Below are 14,274 nucleotides of genomic sequence, written 5' to 3'. Positions count from 1 at the left end.
GGTAAAAACGATAGTATTGTCATGATGACATATATCTCAATATAATCAACCATACCTCGCGAAATCAGGAGCAGTCGACGCCATGGATATCCCGTCCATCACGCATGCAATGAACCAGCGCACTGTCCGGGTCGGTCCCCGGCGGATCTTTCTGGCGGAAGCGGGCGAAGGACCTGCCGTACTGATGCTCCACGGCGGGGGGCCGGGCGCGTCGGGCCTGTCGAACTACTCGCGCAACATCGACGCGCTCGCACGCCATTACCGGGTGCTGGTGCCGGATATGCCTGGGTACGGCAGATCGAGCAAGGGTGTCGACCGCAACGATCCATTCGGGGATCTGGCTACTGGCATGCTCGGTTTGCTCGATGCGCTTGGGATCCGGCATGCGCACGTGATCGGGAATTCGCTTGGCGGTGCATGTGCGCTGCGCATGGCGCTGGAGCGACCGAACGCGATCGATCGGCTGGTGCTGATGGGGCCCGGCGGCGTCAATACGACGCGGCAAGTCCCGACTCCCGGCCTCAAACGATTGCTGAATTACTACAAGGGAACCGGTCCGAGCCTCGAGAAACTCACGACGTTCATTCGAGGCGATCTGGTCTTCGACGGTCGCCTCGTTCCGGAAGCGGTGATTCAAGAACGCTTTCAGGCCAGCATCGATCCCGAGGTCGTTGCGAGTCCGCCATTGCTTGGTCCCAAGGGCATTCCGAAGTTCAGCAAGATCGACTTCACGCGTGATGCGCGATTGGCGTCAGTCCAAAATCCGACGTTGGTGTTGTGGGGCACCGAAGACAAGGTCAACCGACCTAGCGGCGCAGAAGCGCTTCAAAGACGCATGCCGAACTGCGACGTCTACATGTTCAGCAAGACAGGGCATTGGGTGCAGTGGGAGCGTGCAGATGAATTCAATGCCGCCGTCCTTGCATTCCTGGCGCAGCATAGCGACAAAGCTTGCGCCTCTAAGGCTCAATAACCCGGAGTGTGTCCTTATGCCGACTATCGAAAGCTCGACGCCCGCGGCAAGCAGCCTATTTGGCCGCGTCAGGATGGGCTATCTGCTAGCTGAGTCCTCTCGACTCGATGAATGGGCGAAATTCGCGTCGGAGGGCTTGGGCCTGCATGTCGATCATTCAAACCCGCGTGTGGTCGCATGTCGGATCGATTCGCATCAACGACGCCTGATCATTCGTGACGGCGCGGCAGAGGACGTCATTGCAATCGGTTGGCAACTGGATGACGCAGCGGCGCTCAAGCTTGCACTTGCGCGAATGTCGGCTCGCGGGATCCATGTTGAAGAGGGAAGCAAGGCTGAAGCCACGCTGCGTGGCGTCGAAAAATTCTGGTTCTTTGCGGGCCCCAAGAAGCTGCGTACCGAACTATTCACGGCTCCGGTGCTGAGCGATTTACCGTTGCACATGAAAGCAAGCGGGTTTGTGACCGGTGCTTCTGGTATGGGGCATGTCGCTGTGACAACGCGGCAGCCAGAAGTCATGCTCAAGTTCTGGAGGGAGGTCTTCGACGCACGACTTTCCGACGAAATCGAGGACAAGATCGACGGTCTGAGTCTGGACTTTGCCTTCCTCCGTTTCAACGAACGGCACCACTCGTTCGCAACCGCATCGACGCGAGGCATACGCCTGAACCCGCTGCGTACTCAGATTCACCACATGAATCTCCAGTGCTTGTCGATCGAGGACGTGACTCAGGCTTATTTGCGGTGTCGTGCGATGGGTTATCCGATCGCCAATGCGATCGGCCAACACCCCAACGACCGCGAACTGTCGTTCTACGTCGAAACGCCATCAGGCTTTGAAATCGAGCTCGGCTGGAACCCGATCGTCGTTGACGAGCGGACGTGGCGCCCGTCAGTCTATCAAGGCATCAGTCTGTGGGGGCACCGTCCCGAAAACCTCAGCCTAGGAGCGAGACTTGGTCGCGTTCGTCGCGCGCTCGCCTCCCTGATGCACCCGGAATATTCTGTACAAGGAGAGCAGTCATGAATGGAGCGCATCCAAATGATGCGTGCGATGTCGCGATTGTGGGGCTGGGACCGACTGGCCTCATCCTCGCGCATATGCTCGGACAGGCCGGCCATAAGGTCATCGTGCTCGAACGTGAGCCCGTGTTCTACGGTAATGCTCGAGCCGTGTACACCGACGACGAGTGCATGCGGATCTTCCAGCACCTCGACGTCGTCGATGAAGTGCAGTCTCGGATGATGACGGAGACGCCGGTCCAGCTCGTTCGGCGCGATGGAACGCCGATTACCCAGTACATGCCACGCAAGCGTCCATTTGGCTGGCCGGTGATCAACTTCTTTTATCAGCCTTACCTCGAAACGACGTTGGCCGAGACGCTCGCGCGTTACCCGAGCGTCGAGGTCCGCCGAGGCCGGGAAGTCGTCGACTTCGTACAGGATGTGGACGGCGTGAGCGTTACGCATCAGGCGACGCGTGAAGCGCGGTTCAGCGACAGCAACGATGCCCGCGCGCGTGTCGAGGGCGATCCCGATATCAGGACTCTGCGGGCGCGCTATTTGGTGGGTGCCGACGGCGGCCGAAGCATTGTTCGTACGAAGCTTGGCATCGAGATGTCCGGCAAGAGCTTCCCCGAGCCGTGGCTCGTCGTGGACCTCGAGCGCAAGCCCGGAACCGACGCACTGCGTCATTTGCCGTACTTCAATTTCGTCGTCGACCCGAAACTGCCGGTCGTGAGCTGTGTTCAGCCCGGCAAGTTTCACCGGTTCGAATTCATGCTGATGCCGGGTGAGACGAAGGAAAACATGGAGCGACCCGAAACGGTTCGGAAGTACCTGTCCCGGTTCGTCGATCCTGACCAGTTCGTGGTTAAGCGCAAGCTTGTCTACACATTTAACGCGCTGATCGCATCGAAGTGGCGGGTCGGACGTGTGCTACTCGGCGGCGACGCCGCCCACATGACGCCACAGTTCATGGGCCAAGGGGCAAGCTCGGGTGTTCGTGACGCGTATAACCTCGGCTGGAAGCTTGATCTCGTATTGCGGGACCTCGCGGACGAAGCGCTTCTCGATACGTACCAATCGGAACGGCATGCACACGCGAAGGCCATGATCAATACGTCGGTCCTGCTCAAGAACGTCGTGTCTGCGCGAAGCCCATTTGCGACGCTCCTTCGGGATGCTTCGCTCGGCCTCATTCGAACCGTTCCGCCGCTCAGACGCTGGTTTCAGGAGGGAGGCTTCAAGCCGATGCCGGTCTATCGGAAGAACGCCTATTTGGGCTTGCCTCGCCGTCGCAGAAATGGCCCGGAGGGTGCATTGATTCCACAGCCCGAAGTGCGTCTTTTCAATGGCGACAGGAAAAAACTGGACGATCTTCTCGGCCACGGGTTTTCGCTTATCGGGTTAAACATCGATCCCTTGCGGTACCTCAATGAAGCATCGCTGGCGACCATGGTCGCATTGTCGACAAGCACCGTGACGATGTACCCGTACGGTGGCCGCCCGCAAGGACTCGACGGCGTCGACCGGGACAACTCGACCGGCGTCGTCGAAGTCGAGGACGTCGGAGGCGATATGATTGCCTGGTTTAAAAAAGCGGGCTTTAAAACTGAGGCTGTGGCCGTGCTGAGGCCTGACCGTTTCACCTTTGCGGTTATTGCCCCCAGCGAGCTTGACCGGACCGTCCGGCAATTGCACGACAAGCTCGGCCTCCAATTGGGAGCGCGCAAGAGCATCGCCGGCACTTCAATCACCACGCCTTCTGTCGCTAAAGCGGCCTGACCCTTGCCTTCTGGTATTTCTGCTATGCCTGATCATTTCGACCAAGCAGCCATTCTCGCGGCTGCAAAAGCTCTACGTGACGCGCGAGAGTCACGCACCCCGATCGCTCCGATTGCCGAACGATTCGGCATTGCCGGTCTCGACGCGGCATATGCCGTGGCGGAACTCAACAACGCAGTCCGAATCTCTGACGGCCGGCGCGTCGTCGGCAAGAAGATCGGTCTGACCTCAGTCGCGGTACAGCAGCAACTGCGGGTCGACCAGCCCGATTTCGGCGTGCTGTTCGACGATATGGAATATCTCGATGGTGACGAAGTGCCGTTGAGTCGCCTGATGCAACCGAAGATCGAGGCGGAAGTGGCGTTCGTCGTCGGACGGGACATCGCCGATGAAGCGCCGAGCTATGGGCAGGTGCTGTCGGCACTCGCCTATGCATTGCCGGCCCTCGAGATCGTCGACAGTGCGATTTCGGACTGGCGCATTGCGCTCGAGGACACGGTTGCAGACAACGCCTCCTGCGGTCTCTATGTCCTGGGAACTCAACCCGTCTCGCTCGGCGGAATTTCCTTGCGAGAAGTGGGCATGTTGATGAGTCGCGACGGAACGACCGTTTCGACCGGAAGCGGCGCCGCATGCCTCGGCCATCCGTTAAGAGCGGTGTATTGGCTGGCTCGCATGACGACTCAGCGCGGGCAGATTCTGCGTGAAGGCGACGTGATCCTGTCGGGTGCGCTGGGTCCGATGGTGCCAGTCAGCGCCGGAGACGCGATTCACGCGCAGATTGGTGCACTCGGCAGCGTCAGCTGCCGTATCGGATGAGGGCGAGATCGATGAGAAAGAAGGTGAAAGTTGCCATTATCGGTAGCGGGAATATCGGCACCGATTTGATGATCAAGATTCTGCGCCACGGCGAACATATCGAAATGGGCGCCATGGTGGGTATCGACGCGGCGTCGGACGGACTGCAGCGCGCGGCACGCATGGGCGTCGCGACGACGCATGAGGGTGTCGAAGGACTCACCCGTATGCCCGTGTTCGGTGACATCGATATCGTGTTCGACGCGACGTCGGCCACGGCGCATACGCACAACGACGCATTCCTGCGCACCGTCAAACCCGGCATCCGCATCGTGGACCTGACGCCGGCGGCGATCGGACCGTACTGCATCCCCGTGGTGAACGGGGAACTCCATCTCGGCGCCCCCAACGTCAACATGGTGACCTGCGGCGGTCAAGCAACGATTCCCATGGTCGCGGCGGTATCGCGGGTCGCGAAAGTGCATTACGGCGAAATCGTAGCGTCCATTTCGAGCAAGAGCGCCGGACCGGGTACGCGTGCGAACATCGACGAGTTCACCGAGACTACCTCTCGAGCCATCGAGGTGGTGGGTGGGGCGCGCAAGGGGAAGGCGATCATTGTGCTCAATCCTGCCGAACCGCCGCTCATCATGCGCGATACGGTCTACACGCTAAGCGAGTTCGTCGATGAGCGTGAGATCGAAGAATCGGTGACTCGTATGGCTGAGGCGGTTCAGTCGTATGTGCCTGGCTATCGCCTTAAGCAGCGAGTGCAATTCGACCGCATCGAGGCAGATCGGCCGATCCGGATACCTGGTGTCGGCGACCGTATGTGCGGTATCAAGACCTCGATCTTCCTTGAAGTCGAGGGAGCCGCTCATTACCTGCCTGCCTACGCCGGCAACCTTGACATCATGACCAGCGCGGCAAAAGTCACGGCCGAGAAGGTCGCCGCTCGTCTGCTCACCAACCAGAATTGAGTTCTGTGAATATGGACAAGAAACTCTACATCTCCGACGTGACATTGCGGGACGGAAGTCACGCAATTCGCCACCAATACAGCGTTGAGCAGGCAAAGGTAATCGCGAAAGCGCTCGACGAGGCCAAGGTTGACTCAATCGAAGTTGCACACGGTGATGGTCTGCAAGGAGGAAGTTTCAACTATGGCTTCGGCGCACATACGGACGTTGAGTGGATCGAGGCCGTCGCCAGCGTAGTGACGCACGCGAAGATTGCTACGTTGTTGCTGCCCGGTATCGGTACCGTCCATGATTTGAAGGCGGCATATAACGCCGGCGCACGGATCGTCCGCATAGCCACGCATTGCACGGAGGCCGATATCTCAAGGCAGCATATCGAGTACGCGCGCGAACTCGGCATGGAGGCGGTGGGCTTCTTGATGATGAGCCACATGCTCGCGCCTCGTGCGCTGGCCGAACAAGCAAAGCTGATGGAGAGCTACGGCGCGACCTGCTGCTACGTGGTCGATTCCGGCGGTGCGATGAATATGAACGACATACGTGACAGGATGCGTGCGTTCAAGGATGTGCTCAAATCCGGAACCGAGACGGGGATACATGCGCACCATAACCTGAGCTTGGGCGTGGCCAACTCGATCGTGGCTGTCGAAGAGGGTTGCGATCGTGTCGATGCGAGTCTCGCGGGGATGGGCGCCGGCGCCGGCAATGCACCGCTGGAAGTCTTCGTCGCAGCGGCGTCGCGCCTCGGTTGGAACCATGGCTGCGATCTATACCGTCTGATGGATGCGGCTGACGATATCGTTCGACCTCTCCAGGATCGCCCCGTGCGCGTCGATCGCGAGACGCTTGCATTGGGTTACGCGGGCGTTTATTCGAGTTTCCTGCGCCACTCGGAAATGGCCGCAAAGAAATATGGCATCAAAGCTGTTGATATTCTCGTTGAACTCGGTAGGCGTCGCATGGTTGGGGGCCAGGAGGACATGATCGTCGATGTCGCGCTTGATTTGCTGAAGACGCGATAAATGTACTCTAAATTCTTCGGACTACTATCAAGACACCTGGATTGGTAGGCGGCTTCGCTGAGTATATTCGACGAGTATAGTGAATACCGTGCATCGTATAGACGTGCATCATCACTTTGTACCGCCCGCCTATCGGATAGCGATGGGTAGGCATGGGCTGAACCACGTTGCTGGAGCAGAGCTTCCAAAGTGGAGTCCGGAAATATCGTTGAGTGCGATGGACTCCAACGCGATAAAGACGGCTTTGCTATCGATCTCCGCTCCAGGAGTTTATTTTGGCAACTTAAATGAAGCATGTGGGCTCGCACGTGAATGCAACGAGTACGCCGCAAGCACGCGCGATGCATATCCCGGAAGATTCGGTTCATTCGCCGTGCTTCCAATGCCTTTCACCGAGGAGTCTTGCCGGGAGGCGGTGTATGCATTCGACGTTCTGAATGCGGAAGGTGTGGTATTGCTCGGTAGCACTGAGGGGAAGTTTCTCGGTGCACCGGAGTTCGACGAGTTGATGGCCGAGCTTGATAGGCGACGCGCGGTCGTTTTTGTTCATCCGAATATGCACCGGACGAGCGAAGACTTAGAACTCGGTGCCCCGGGCTTCCTGGTGGAATTCCTTTGTGACACGACACGCGCTGCACTCAATCTGATTTTGACTGGGACCTTGGAACGATATCCGCGCATTCGGTGGGTGCTAGCGCACGCGGGTGGCTTCCTTCCATATGTGGCTTGGCGGCTGTCGCTCGCCAATCTCATGCCGGAATGGGCGTCCAAAACACCTGCGGGTGTCCTGACATATATCCGTCGTTTCTACTTTGATACCGCATTGTCGCCGGCTGCGTACCCGCAAGCCGCGCTGCGCGAACTCGTCGAGCCAACGCAGATCCTGTTCGGCAGCGATTTTCCCTTTGCTCCAGAGCCGGTGACTGCCATGCAATGCGACACCCTTGAGCATTCACCCATTTGGAGTGCGCAAGCGATCGCAAACATTGAGCGCGATAACGCTCTGCGGTTGTTTCCCCGCTTTGCTGTCGGCAATGAAGGATCTGTTGACGCCGCTTCGCGTAAGGATGGTCCGTTCACATCGTTGAAAAACGCTGCGGCCCGAGTCAGCGTTCTACTGATCGACAAACTGAGGAACCGCTAAAACATGTCGAAGTCTCTTTTTTCACCCCTGCGTCTTCCAAACGGAAGCGTGATCCCGAACCGTCTGGCAAAGGCAGCGATGGAAGAAAACCTCGCAGACGCTGATCAAGCCCCGGGCGATAGCCTTTATCGGCTCTATCAACGTTGGGCGAGTGGCGGGGTGGGGCTAATCATCACTGGCAACGTGATGGTGGATGGAACAGCAATGACGGGGCCGGGCGATGTTGTGCTCGAAAATGACAGGCGCTTGTCGTCATTCGAGCGTTGGGCGCGATCCGCTGGTAGTGGTGGTGCACAGGTTTGGATGCAGCTCAATCATCCGGGCCGACAGGTCTATTCAGCGCTCGGCCAGACTGGTGTAGCCCCTTCGCCAGTGCCCGTCGACATCCCGGGCTTTTCCAAGATGTTCGCGCGCGTTCGAGAATTGCGCGACGGCGAGATTCAAGCGATCGTTAATCGATTTGTCAATGCCGCCCAACTGGCCGAGCGAGCCGGGTTTACTGGTGTGCAAGTGCATGCAGCGCATGGATATCTGCTCAGCCAATTCCTTTCCCCGCTGGTCAATCGCCGTACGGATGGTTGGGGCGGCTTACTCGAGAATCGGGCGCGCTTGCTGCTCGATATCGTGCGTGGAATTCGGAGCAAGGTTTCTGCATCCTTTTGCGTCGCCGTAAAGCTGAACTCCGCTGATTTTCAGCGGGGCGGGTTCGATCTCGCCGATGCCTGCGAGGTCGTCAAGATGCTGAACCGTTGTGCGGTCGATCTGATCGAGCTATCGGGCGGAAGTTACGAGGCGCCTGCGATGCAAGGACAAGCTCGCGATGGCCGCACACTGGCGCGTGAGGCGTGGTTTCTCGAGTTCGCCCAAGAAGTTCGGAAAATCGCCCAGATGCCGCTCATGGTCACGGGCGGAATTCGTCGACGCGAAATTGCCGAAGGCGTCCTGGCAGAAGGTATCGAAATGATCGGTATGGCCACTGCTCTCGCAGTGCGGCCCGAGCTACCGGTTGAATGGCAGGCTGGGCGACGTAGCGATGCGGCGTTGCCTGCCGTCACTTGGAAAAATAAGGTCTTCGCTTCGCTCGCCACGCAGGCGATGGTGAAGCGCCAACTGCACAGACTCAGTGTCGCAGGTCCGGTCAAACCAGCAGGGCGCCCTCTGCTGTCGCTCGTCTGCGATCAATGGAAGAACCACCGGCGCGGCAGGCAATATAAGCGGTGGATTCAAACCCGGACTTAAAGATTCAATTCGCGTCGAGAATCGGCGTTTTTTCCTTGAAAATTAGATATCGGAGACAACATGAAACATATCGGTCTGGCCACTGCATTCTCACTTTTCGCGATTTCATCGGCTCATGCTCAATCGGCGGGCAATTGGGTGGTCAACGCAGGCTGGATGCACCTGGCTCCGCAGGATTCGAGTGATCCACTGACCGTAAATGCACTCGGCACGTCGGCCACTATCCCGGGGAGCGGTGCATCGGTTTCAGACGCCGATACGGTCGCACTCTCAGCGCGATACTTTGTGACGGACCATATCGCGGTCGAGACGCTTCTGGGCGTACCGCCTAAGCTGCGACTGAGCGGTACTGGCTCGCTTTCCACGCTCGGGGAGCTAGGCAGCGCCCGAGTATGGGGCCCGTCACTGCTCGCTCAATATCACTTTGGCGAATCGCAGGCGCGCTTGCGCCCGTACGTCGGCGTGGGAATCTCATATGTGTGGTTCAAGAACGTCGAATTGAGCAGCCCGATTGCGACAGGCCAGTTTCTCGCGTCGCCGACAACGGGGACGGCCCTGGAAGGGCCCACGTCAGCGTCGCTAAAAAGTTCCTTTGCGCCGGTCGTCAATGCCGGCCTCACGTACAACATCGACAAGCATTGGTCGGTGGGCGTGTCTGTTTCATATGCTTGGCTGTCGACAACGGCCACGCTGACCACCCACTCAGCGTTGGGTAGCGTATCGACCTCCGCCAAAGTGAAAATTAACCCGCTTGTTTCGTTCGTTTCGGTCGGCTATCGGTTCTGACCTTTAGAACACGGTGCGCTGCCAGAAGCTGTACGCCGGCGGCGCTTAAGATACGCTGGATTGGCGAGTGCAACTACGCTGCAACGACGTGTTCGGTAGTGGTCTTGCGCTGATCTGGATCGGCAAGGACCCGGGGGCCGAGCTTGACGCCGGCGCGCGAGCCACGTTGATCGCCGCCGGCGGTGCCGTTGTCCAGGTCGCGCACCGCGGGCAGCGCCTTCATCGTATCGAGAACGACGGATGGGAGGACCTGGACGGGACGTTCATGCCGGGTGTCGTGTGGTTCGGCTGGGCGGTCGTAGTCCGCCCGGACAAAACGATCCTTCACGAAGGCCCAGTGGCCGACTCGACCGGCCTTGTTCTCGAATCCATGCAGCTGCTGGGTGCGCGTACCGCCGTGTCGACGCTATGCAGTCAGATCGCCTAGCCGTATGCCCGAGGCCCCCATGAAACTCGCCACTGCACAGCCCGCACGCAATTCCGAGCCGACGACGAAAGCACGGGCGCTTTCATATCTGATTTTCGAGCGTCCCGATCTCGAACGAGCCGAACGGTTTCTTAACGACTTCGGACTTCGTACGGTGTCGCGCGAAGGCGATCACCTGTTCCTTCGGGGCACGGCCGGCACGCCTTTCTGCTACGTCGTTCAGCGCGCAGAAAAAGCGCGTTTCGTCAGATTCGGTCTCGCGGTAGATGGCATCTCGGAACTCCGAAAACTCGCCCGCGTGCTTGACGCATCGAACGTCGAGCCGTCGCCATGGCCCGGCGGCGGTCATCGTGTCACGCTCGTCGATCCGTCAGGTTTTCGGGTCGATGCAATCGCAGGGCAAGCGCAGACGGGCGCGCTACCGCATCGGTCGGCATTGCCGTTCAACTCCGGCGATTCCATTGTTCGAGTGAACGATACCCAGCGTCCCGTGCTCGAAACGCCGGAAGTGATTCGCCTCGGGCATGTCGTGCTCGAACTCGCCGATTTCCAGGCGACGTGTGCGTGGTACACGGCCCACTTCGGCTTTATCCCGAGCGACGTCCAGGTATTGCCGGATGGATCGCCGGCCGTCGCATTCATGCGACTAGACCGCGGGAGGACGCCGACGGATCACCACACCCTGGCATTGGCACAGGGGTTCGCAGCACTCTACAGCCATTCGGCATTCGAGCTGGTCGATGCAGATGCGATCGGGGTTGGACAGCGCGTACTGCGCGAAGAGGGATGGACGCATGCGTGGGGCATCGGTCGCCATATCCTCGGTAGCCAGATCTTCGACTACTGGGAGGATCCATGGGGTGACAAGCACGAGCACTATTGCGATGGGGACATGTTCACGGCGGAACTGGCGACCGGCATCCAAGAAGTCAGCCGTGAAGCGATGGCCCAGTGGGGCCCTCGAATGCCGCGCAGCTTCACCAAACCGAAGATCACTCCGGCAAGCATTGCTTCGCTCGGACGAAACCTCCGGACCAGCCCGGACGTCACCTTCGCGAAGCTATGCACGCTCGCGAAGCTGTTTGTATGACCTGCGTCTTCACTCATACCTGTTCGAGGCATTTTCATGGCATTGCACGTCTTGCACTATCGGCATCAGGGGCGCGCCCAATGGGGCGTGGTGAGGAATCGCCGGATCACACCGATACCGGGCGACTACCCGACGACCGGCGAATTCGTGCGAGCACATCAGATCGATGAACTCGCCGCGCTCGGAGGAGAAACGATTCCCGAGTCGGACGTCGAGTGGCTCTCGCCGGTCACGCGCAATCAACGGTTCGTTTGCCAGGGCGCCAACTATCGCCAGCACATGATCGAGTCCGGCATGAATCCGGATGCGAAGTCATTCAACATGATCTTCACGAAGGCGTCCAGTTGCATCGTCGCCGCCGATTCCGACGTCATCCGGCCGCAACATGTGCAGTTCCTGGACTACGAGATCGAACTGGGGCTCGTGCTTCGCCGAGATATCGCGTCCCGGCAAGCCATCACGGACCAGAACCTGCACGAGTACGTGGCTGGCCTCGTGATCGTCAACGACTATTCCGCACGCGATATCCAGATTCCCCAAATGCAGTTTTACAAGGGGAAAAGCTATCGAACGTTCGGGCCGGTGGGGCCGTATCTGTGCCTGCTGGATGCAAGCGATATCCCACGCCTGGGGGCGCTGACACTGACACTGAGCGTGAACGGGGAAGTGCGGCAGAGCGATTCGACCGGGAACCTCGTATACGGTCCGGCCGAAACGATCACCGAGCTTTCGGGTGTTCAGGATTTGAGCGCCGGCGACTTACTTGCAACGGGCACGCCGTCCGGATGCGCGCTCAGCATTCCGTCGCCGGCGAAGCAACGGATTGCCGCGTTGCTGCCCGAGCAGCTGAAGTGGCGGATGTTCGAGAAGGTCCAGGCCGGGCGCCCGCAGTACCTGAAGGCTGGCGATCTGGTCGAATCGCGAATCAGGAACAGCGACGGGACGATTGACCTCGGTGTGCAACGCAACCGAATCGTGGACGAGTGAGCATGAATGCCATCGCAACGGAAGCGGACGTCCTTCGGATCGAAAACCAAGGACCGCCCGCAGACCTCCCGGCCAGCACTTACGAGATGATCGGTCGTGGCGCAGCGATCAACCCGACGGCGCCTGCGTTGTCGTTTTTCCTGCGCGTCGACGACCATCGCAAGCCATTGCGCTGGACTTATGCGGAGTTGCTGCGGGATATCACTCGGACCGCGAACATGCTTTCGCGCCTCGGCGTTGATCGGCATTCGGTCGTTGCCTACGTGTTGCCCAATTTGCCGGAGACGCATTTCGTCATCTGGGGCGGCGAAGCGGCTGGTATCGTTTGTGCGATCAACCCGCTGCTGGAGGGGCCAGCAATCGCGTCGCTGCTCAAGGCCGCAAACGCAAAGGTGCTGGTGACGTTGGCTCCCTTTCCGGGAACGGATATCTGGTCGAAGATCCAGCCCATCCTGAGCCAGGTGCCGTCGCTGCAAAGTCTCGTCCTGATCGACCTGGCCGGGCGCGTGCACGGATGGCGCCGAATTGCGGCAAGCGTGATGCGGCGTCGCGAATGCAAACGGTTGCACGGGCGCGCGGGCCTGCGCGGCGCCGTTCCGCGCCATATCGCGATCCACGATTTCGACGATGCGATGTCGCGTGAATCCGGCGATTCGCTGTTGAACGCGCGACGGTTCGACGCCGATGACATATCGTCCTATTTCTGCACGGGCGGCACGACGGGATTGCCGAAAATCGCGATTCGCCGGCACGGCAACGAGGTGGCCAATGCCTGGAGCGTCGGGCAGGTCATCGGTGCCGGGATGGGCCCGGGGAAGACCGTTTTCTGCGGACTGCCGCTGTTCCATGTCAATGCCGTGCTGGCAACCGGCCTGGTGCCGTTCTCGCGCGGCGCGCATGTGGTGCTGGGGACGCCACAGGGCTATCGCGGCGACGGTGTCGTCAAACGATTCTGGGAAATCGTCGAGCACCACAGGATCAATTTCTTCAGCGCGGTGCCGACCTTGTATTCGGCATTGCTCGATGTGCCCGTCGGCGGGCGGAATATCGGCTCGCTCGAGTATGGTCTCTGCGGTGCCGCGCCGATGCCCGTGGAAGTGTTCCGCACGTTCCAGGATCGCACCGGGGTCCGGATTCTCGAAGGTTACGGGCTCACCGAAGGCGCATGCGTAAGCAGCGTCAATCCACCAGGCGGCGAACGGCGCCTCGGGTCGATCGGGTTGTGCATCCCCGGCCAAATGATGAAGGCGGTGATACTCGACGACGCCGGCCACTACGTGCGCGATTGCGTCGAGAACGAAGTCGGCCTGCTGACGATTTCCGGGCCGAACGTTTTCGAGGGCTATCTTCAGGAAGATCAGAACAAGGGCCTGTGGCTCGATCTCGACGACGGCCGGCAGTGGCTCAACACCGGGGATCTCGCGCGACGCGATGCGCAGGGCTACTTCTGGCTCACGGGCCGCCGCAAGGAACTCATCATCCGGGGCGGTCACAACATCGATCCGGCGACGATCGAAGAACCGCTGCACCGTCACCCGGCAGTGCAGATCGCTGCGGCAATCGGACGTCCCGACGTGCATGCGGGCGAGCTGCCGGTGGCCTACGTGCAGTTGAAAGCCGGTGCGACCGCCACCGAGGCGGAGCTCGACGCATTCATACGCGGCTCGATCGGCGAGCGTGCTGCGATACCGAAGCGAATCCACATTGTCGACGCGGTGATCTCCGCGCTTAGGGATGCCGGCGTCGAAGATGCTCGAGTGAGCGTGGCCGATGATCAGTCGCGCGGGCTGGCCTTGCATGTGGCGCTGCATGACCATACGCAAATTTCGGTGGCCGATACGGTAATGGGTCGTTTCCCGTTTGAATTTTCAATTTCGGTCGAACCCGGGAATCGATGACTACCGATGTTTGTAATGTCTGAACTCGGTTCTGGAAAATAATCCAGTCATCCGAGTTCATTGTGGAAGAATATCAGTCGACGAAGACGAATCCAGGCCTCTGAGCATTGCTCGTCATGGGCGCGGGAGAAGCCCGCTCGACA

Annotated in this window: 13 protein-coding genes; all 13 read left to right on the top strand. The window is 59.6% G+C overall.

The window, feature by feature from the left end:
- The first annotated feature begins 82 nt into the window (after positions 1-82).
- The 13 genes from AQ610_RS12675 to AQ610_RS12615 all read left to right on the top strand — a co-directional run bounded on the left by AQ610_RS12675 (position 83) and on the right by AQ610_RS12615 (position 14,131).
- Positions 83-973, top strand: coding sequence for an alpha/beta fold hydrolase (locus tag AQ610_RS12675; RefSeq protein ID WP_009912286.1), 891 nt, complete (start codon positions 83-85; stop codon positions 971-973).
- A 16-nt stretch (positions 974-989) separates the two neighbouring features.
- Entirely contained in the window at positions 990-2,000 is a 1,011-nt protein-coding gene (locus tag AQ610_RS12670; RefSeq protein WP_006029478.1) for a VOC family protein, read from the top strand.
- Complete coding sequence (gene mhpA, locus AQ610_RS12665) at positions 1,997-3,760, top strand: bifunctional 3-(3-hydroxy-phenyl)propionate/3-hydroxycinnamic acid hydroxylase MhpA (RefSeq protein ID WP_006029479.1); 1,764 nt, start codon at positions 1,997-1,999, stop codon at positions 3,758-3,760. Before AQ610_RS12670 ends, mhpA begins: the two co-directional genes overlap by 4 nt.
- A gap of 24 nt (positions 3,761-3,784) precedes the next feature.
- A complete protein-coding gene (locus tag AQ610_RS12660; protein WP_006029480.1) occupies positions 3,785-4,579 on the top strand; it encodes a 2-keto-4-pentenoate hydratase in 795 nt (264 codons plus the stop codon).
- 11 nt (positions 4,580-4,590) lie between these two features.
- Entirely contained in the window at positions 4,591-5,538 is a 948-nt protein-coding gene (locus AQ610_RS12655; RefSeq protein ID WP_006029481.1) for an acetaldehyde dehydrogenase (acetylating), read from the top strand.
- An 11-nt stretch (positions 5,539-5,549) separates the two neighbouring features.
- Complete coding sequence (dmpG, locus tag AQ610_RS12650; protein ID WP_006029482.1) at positions 5,550-6,560, top strand: 4-hydroxy-2-oxovalerate aldolase; 1,011 nt, start codon at positions 5,550-5,552, stop codon at positions 6,558-6,560.
- Between the two features lie 142 nt (positions 6,561-6,702).
- The gene (locus tag AQ610_RS12645) at positions 6,703-7,704 is read left to right on the top strand and encodes an amidohydrolase family protein (protein ID WP_231748968.1); all 1,002 of its coding nucleotides are present in this window, start codon (positions 6,703-6,705) and stop codon (positions 7,702-7,704) included.
- Positions 7,705-7,707: 3 nt separating this feature from the next.
- On the top strand, positions 7,708-8,943 hold the full coding sequence (locus AQ610_RS12640) for an NADH:flavin oxidoreductase/NADH oxidase family protein (RefSeq protein ID WP_006029483.1): 1,236 nt from the start codon (positions 7,708-7,710) through the stop codon (positions 8,941-8,943).
- A 60-nt stretch (positions 8,944-9,003) separates the two neighbouring features.
- A complete protein-coding gene (locus AQ610_RS33515) occupies positions 9,004-9,729 on the top strand; it encodes an OmpW/AlkL family protein (RefSeq protein ID WP_009912293.1) in 726 nt (241 codons plus the stop codon).
- Between the two features lie 67 nt (positions 9,730-9,796).
- A complete protein-coding gene (locus AQ610_RS12630; protein WP_009912294.1) occupies positions 9,797-10,156 on the top strand; it encodes a hypothetical protein in 360 nt (119 codons plus the stop codon).
- Between the two features lie 19 nt (positions 10,157-10,175).
- Positions 10,176-11,246 carry a VOC family protein gene (locus AQ610_RS12625; protein ID WP_006029484.1) on the top strand — a complete coding sequence of 357 codons (1,071 nt, stop codon included), beginning with the start codon at positions 10,176-10,178 and terminating at the stop codon, positions 11,244-11,246.
- Positions 11,247-11,282: 36 nt separating this feature from the next.
- Complete coding sequence (locus AQ610_RS12620) at positions 11,283-12,233, top strand: fumarylacetoacetate hydrolase family protein (protein ID WP_006029485.1); 951 nt, start codon at positions 11,283-11,285, stop codon at positions 12,231-12,233.
- Positions 12,234-12,235: 2 nt separating this feature from the next.
- Positions 12,236-14,131, top strand: a complete 1,896-nt coding sequence (locus AQ610_RS12615) for an acyl-CoA synthetase (protein WP_006029486.1) — start codon at positions 12,236-12,238, stop codon at positions 14,129-14,131.
- The last annotated feature ends 143 nt before the right edge of the window (positions 14,132-14,274 follow it).

The sequence above is a fragment of the Burkholderia humptydooensis genome (assembly GCF_001513745.1).
GTDB lineage: Bacteria > Pseudomonadota > Gammaproteobacteria > Burkholderiales > Burkholderiaceae > Burkholderia > Burkholderia humptydooensis.
Note: the sequence above shows the minus strand (reverse complement) of the source record. Positions and strands in the feature narration are given on the sequence as shown.

Excerpts from the sequence above, each read along its gene's own strand:
- AQ610_RS12675 (WP_009912286.1), top strand. The coding sequence starts at position 83 with ATGGATATCCCGTCCATCACGCATGCAATGAACCAGCGCACTGTCCGG.
- AQ610_RS12670 (WP_006029478.1), top strand. The coding sequence starts at position 990 with ATGCCGACTATCGAAAGCTCGACGCCCGCGGCAAGCAGCCTATTTGGC.
- mhpA (WP_006029479.1), top strand. The coding sequence starts at position 1,997 with ATGAATGGAGCGCATCCAAATGATGCGTGCGATGTCGCGATTGTGGGG.
- AQ610_RS12660 (WP_006029480.1), top strand. The coding sequence starts at position 3,785 with ATGCCTGATCATTTCGACCAAGCAGCCATTCTCGCGGCTGCAAAAGCT.
- AQ610_RS12655 (WP_006029481.1), top strand. The coding sequence starts at position 4,591 with ATGAGAAAGAAGGTGAAAGTTGCCATTATCGGTAGCGGGAATATCGGC.
- dmpG (WP_006029482.1), top strand. The coding sequence starts at position 5,550 with ATGGACAAGAAACTCTACATCTCCGACGTGACATTGCGGGACGGAAGT.
- AQ610_RS12645 (WP_231748968.1), top strand. The coding sequence starts at position 6,703 with ATGGGTAGGCATGGGCTGAACCACGTTGCTGGAGCAGAGCTTCCAAAG.
- AQ610_RS12640 (WP_006029483.1), top strand. The coding sequence starts at position 7,708 with ATGTCGAAGTCTCTTTTTTCACCCCTGCGTCTTCCAAACGGAAGCGTG.
- AQ610_RS33515 (WP_009912293.1), top strand. The coding sequence starts at position 9,004 with ATGAAACATATCGGTCTGGCCACTGCATTCTCACTTTTCGCGATTTCA.
- AQ610_RS12625 (WP_006029484.1), top strand. The coding sequence starts at position 10,176 with ATGAAACTCGCCACTGCACAGCCCGCACGCAATTCCGAGCCGACGACG.
- AQ610_RS12620 (WP_006029485.1), top strand. The coding sequence starts at position 11,283 with ATGGCATTGCACGTCTTGCACTATCGGCATCAGGGGCGCGCCCAATGG.
- AQ610_RS12615 (WP_006029486.1), top strand. The coding sequence starts at position 12,236 with ATGAATGCCATCGCAACGGAAGCGGACGTCCTTCGGATCGAAAACCAA.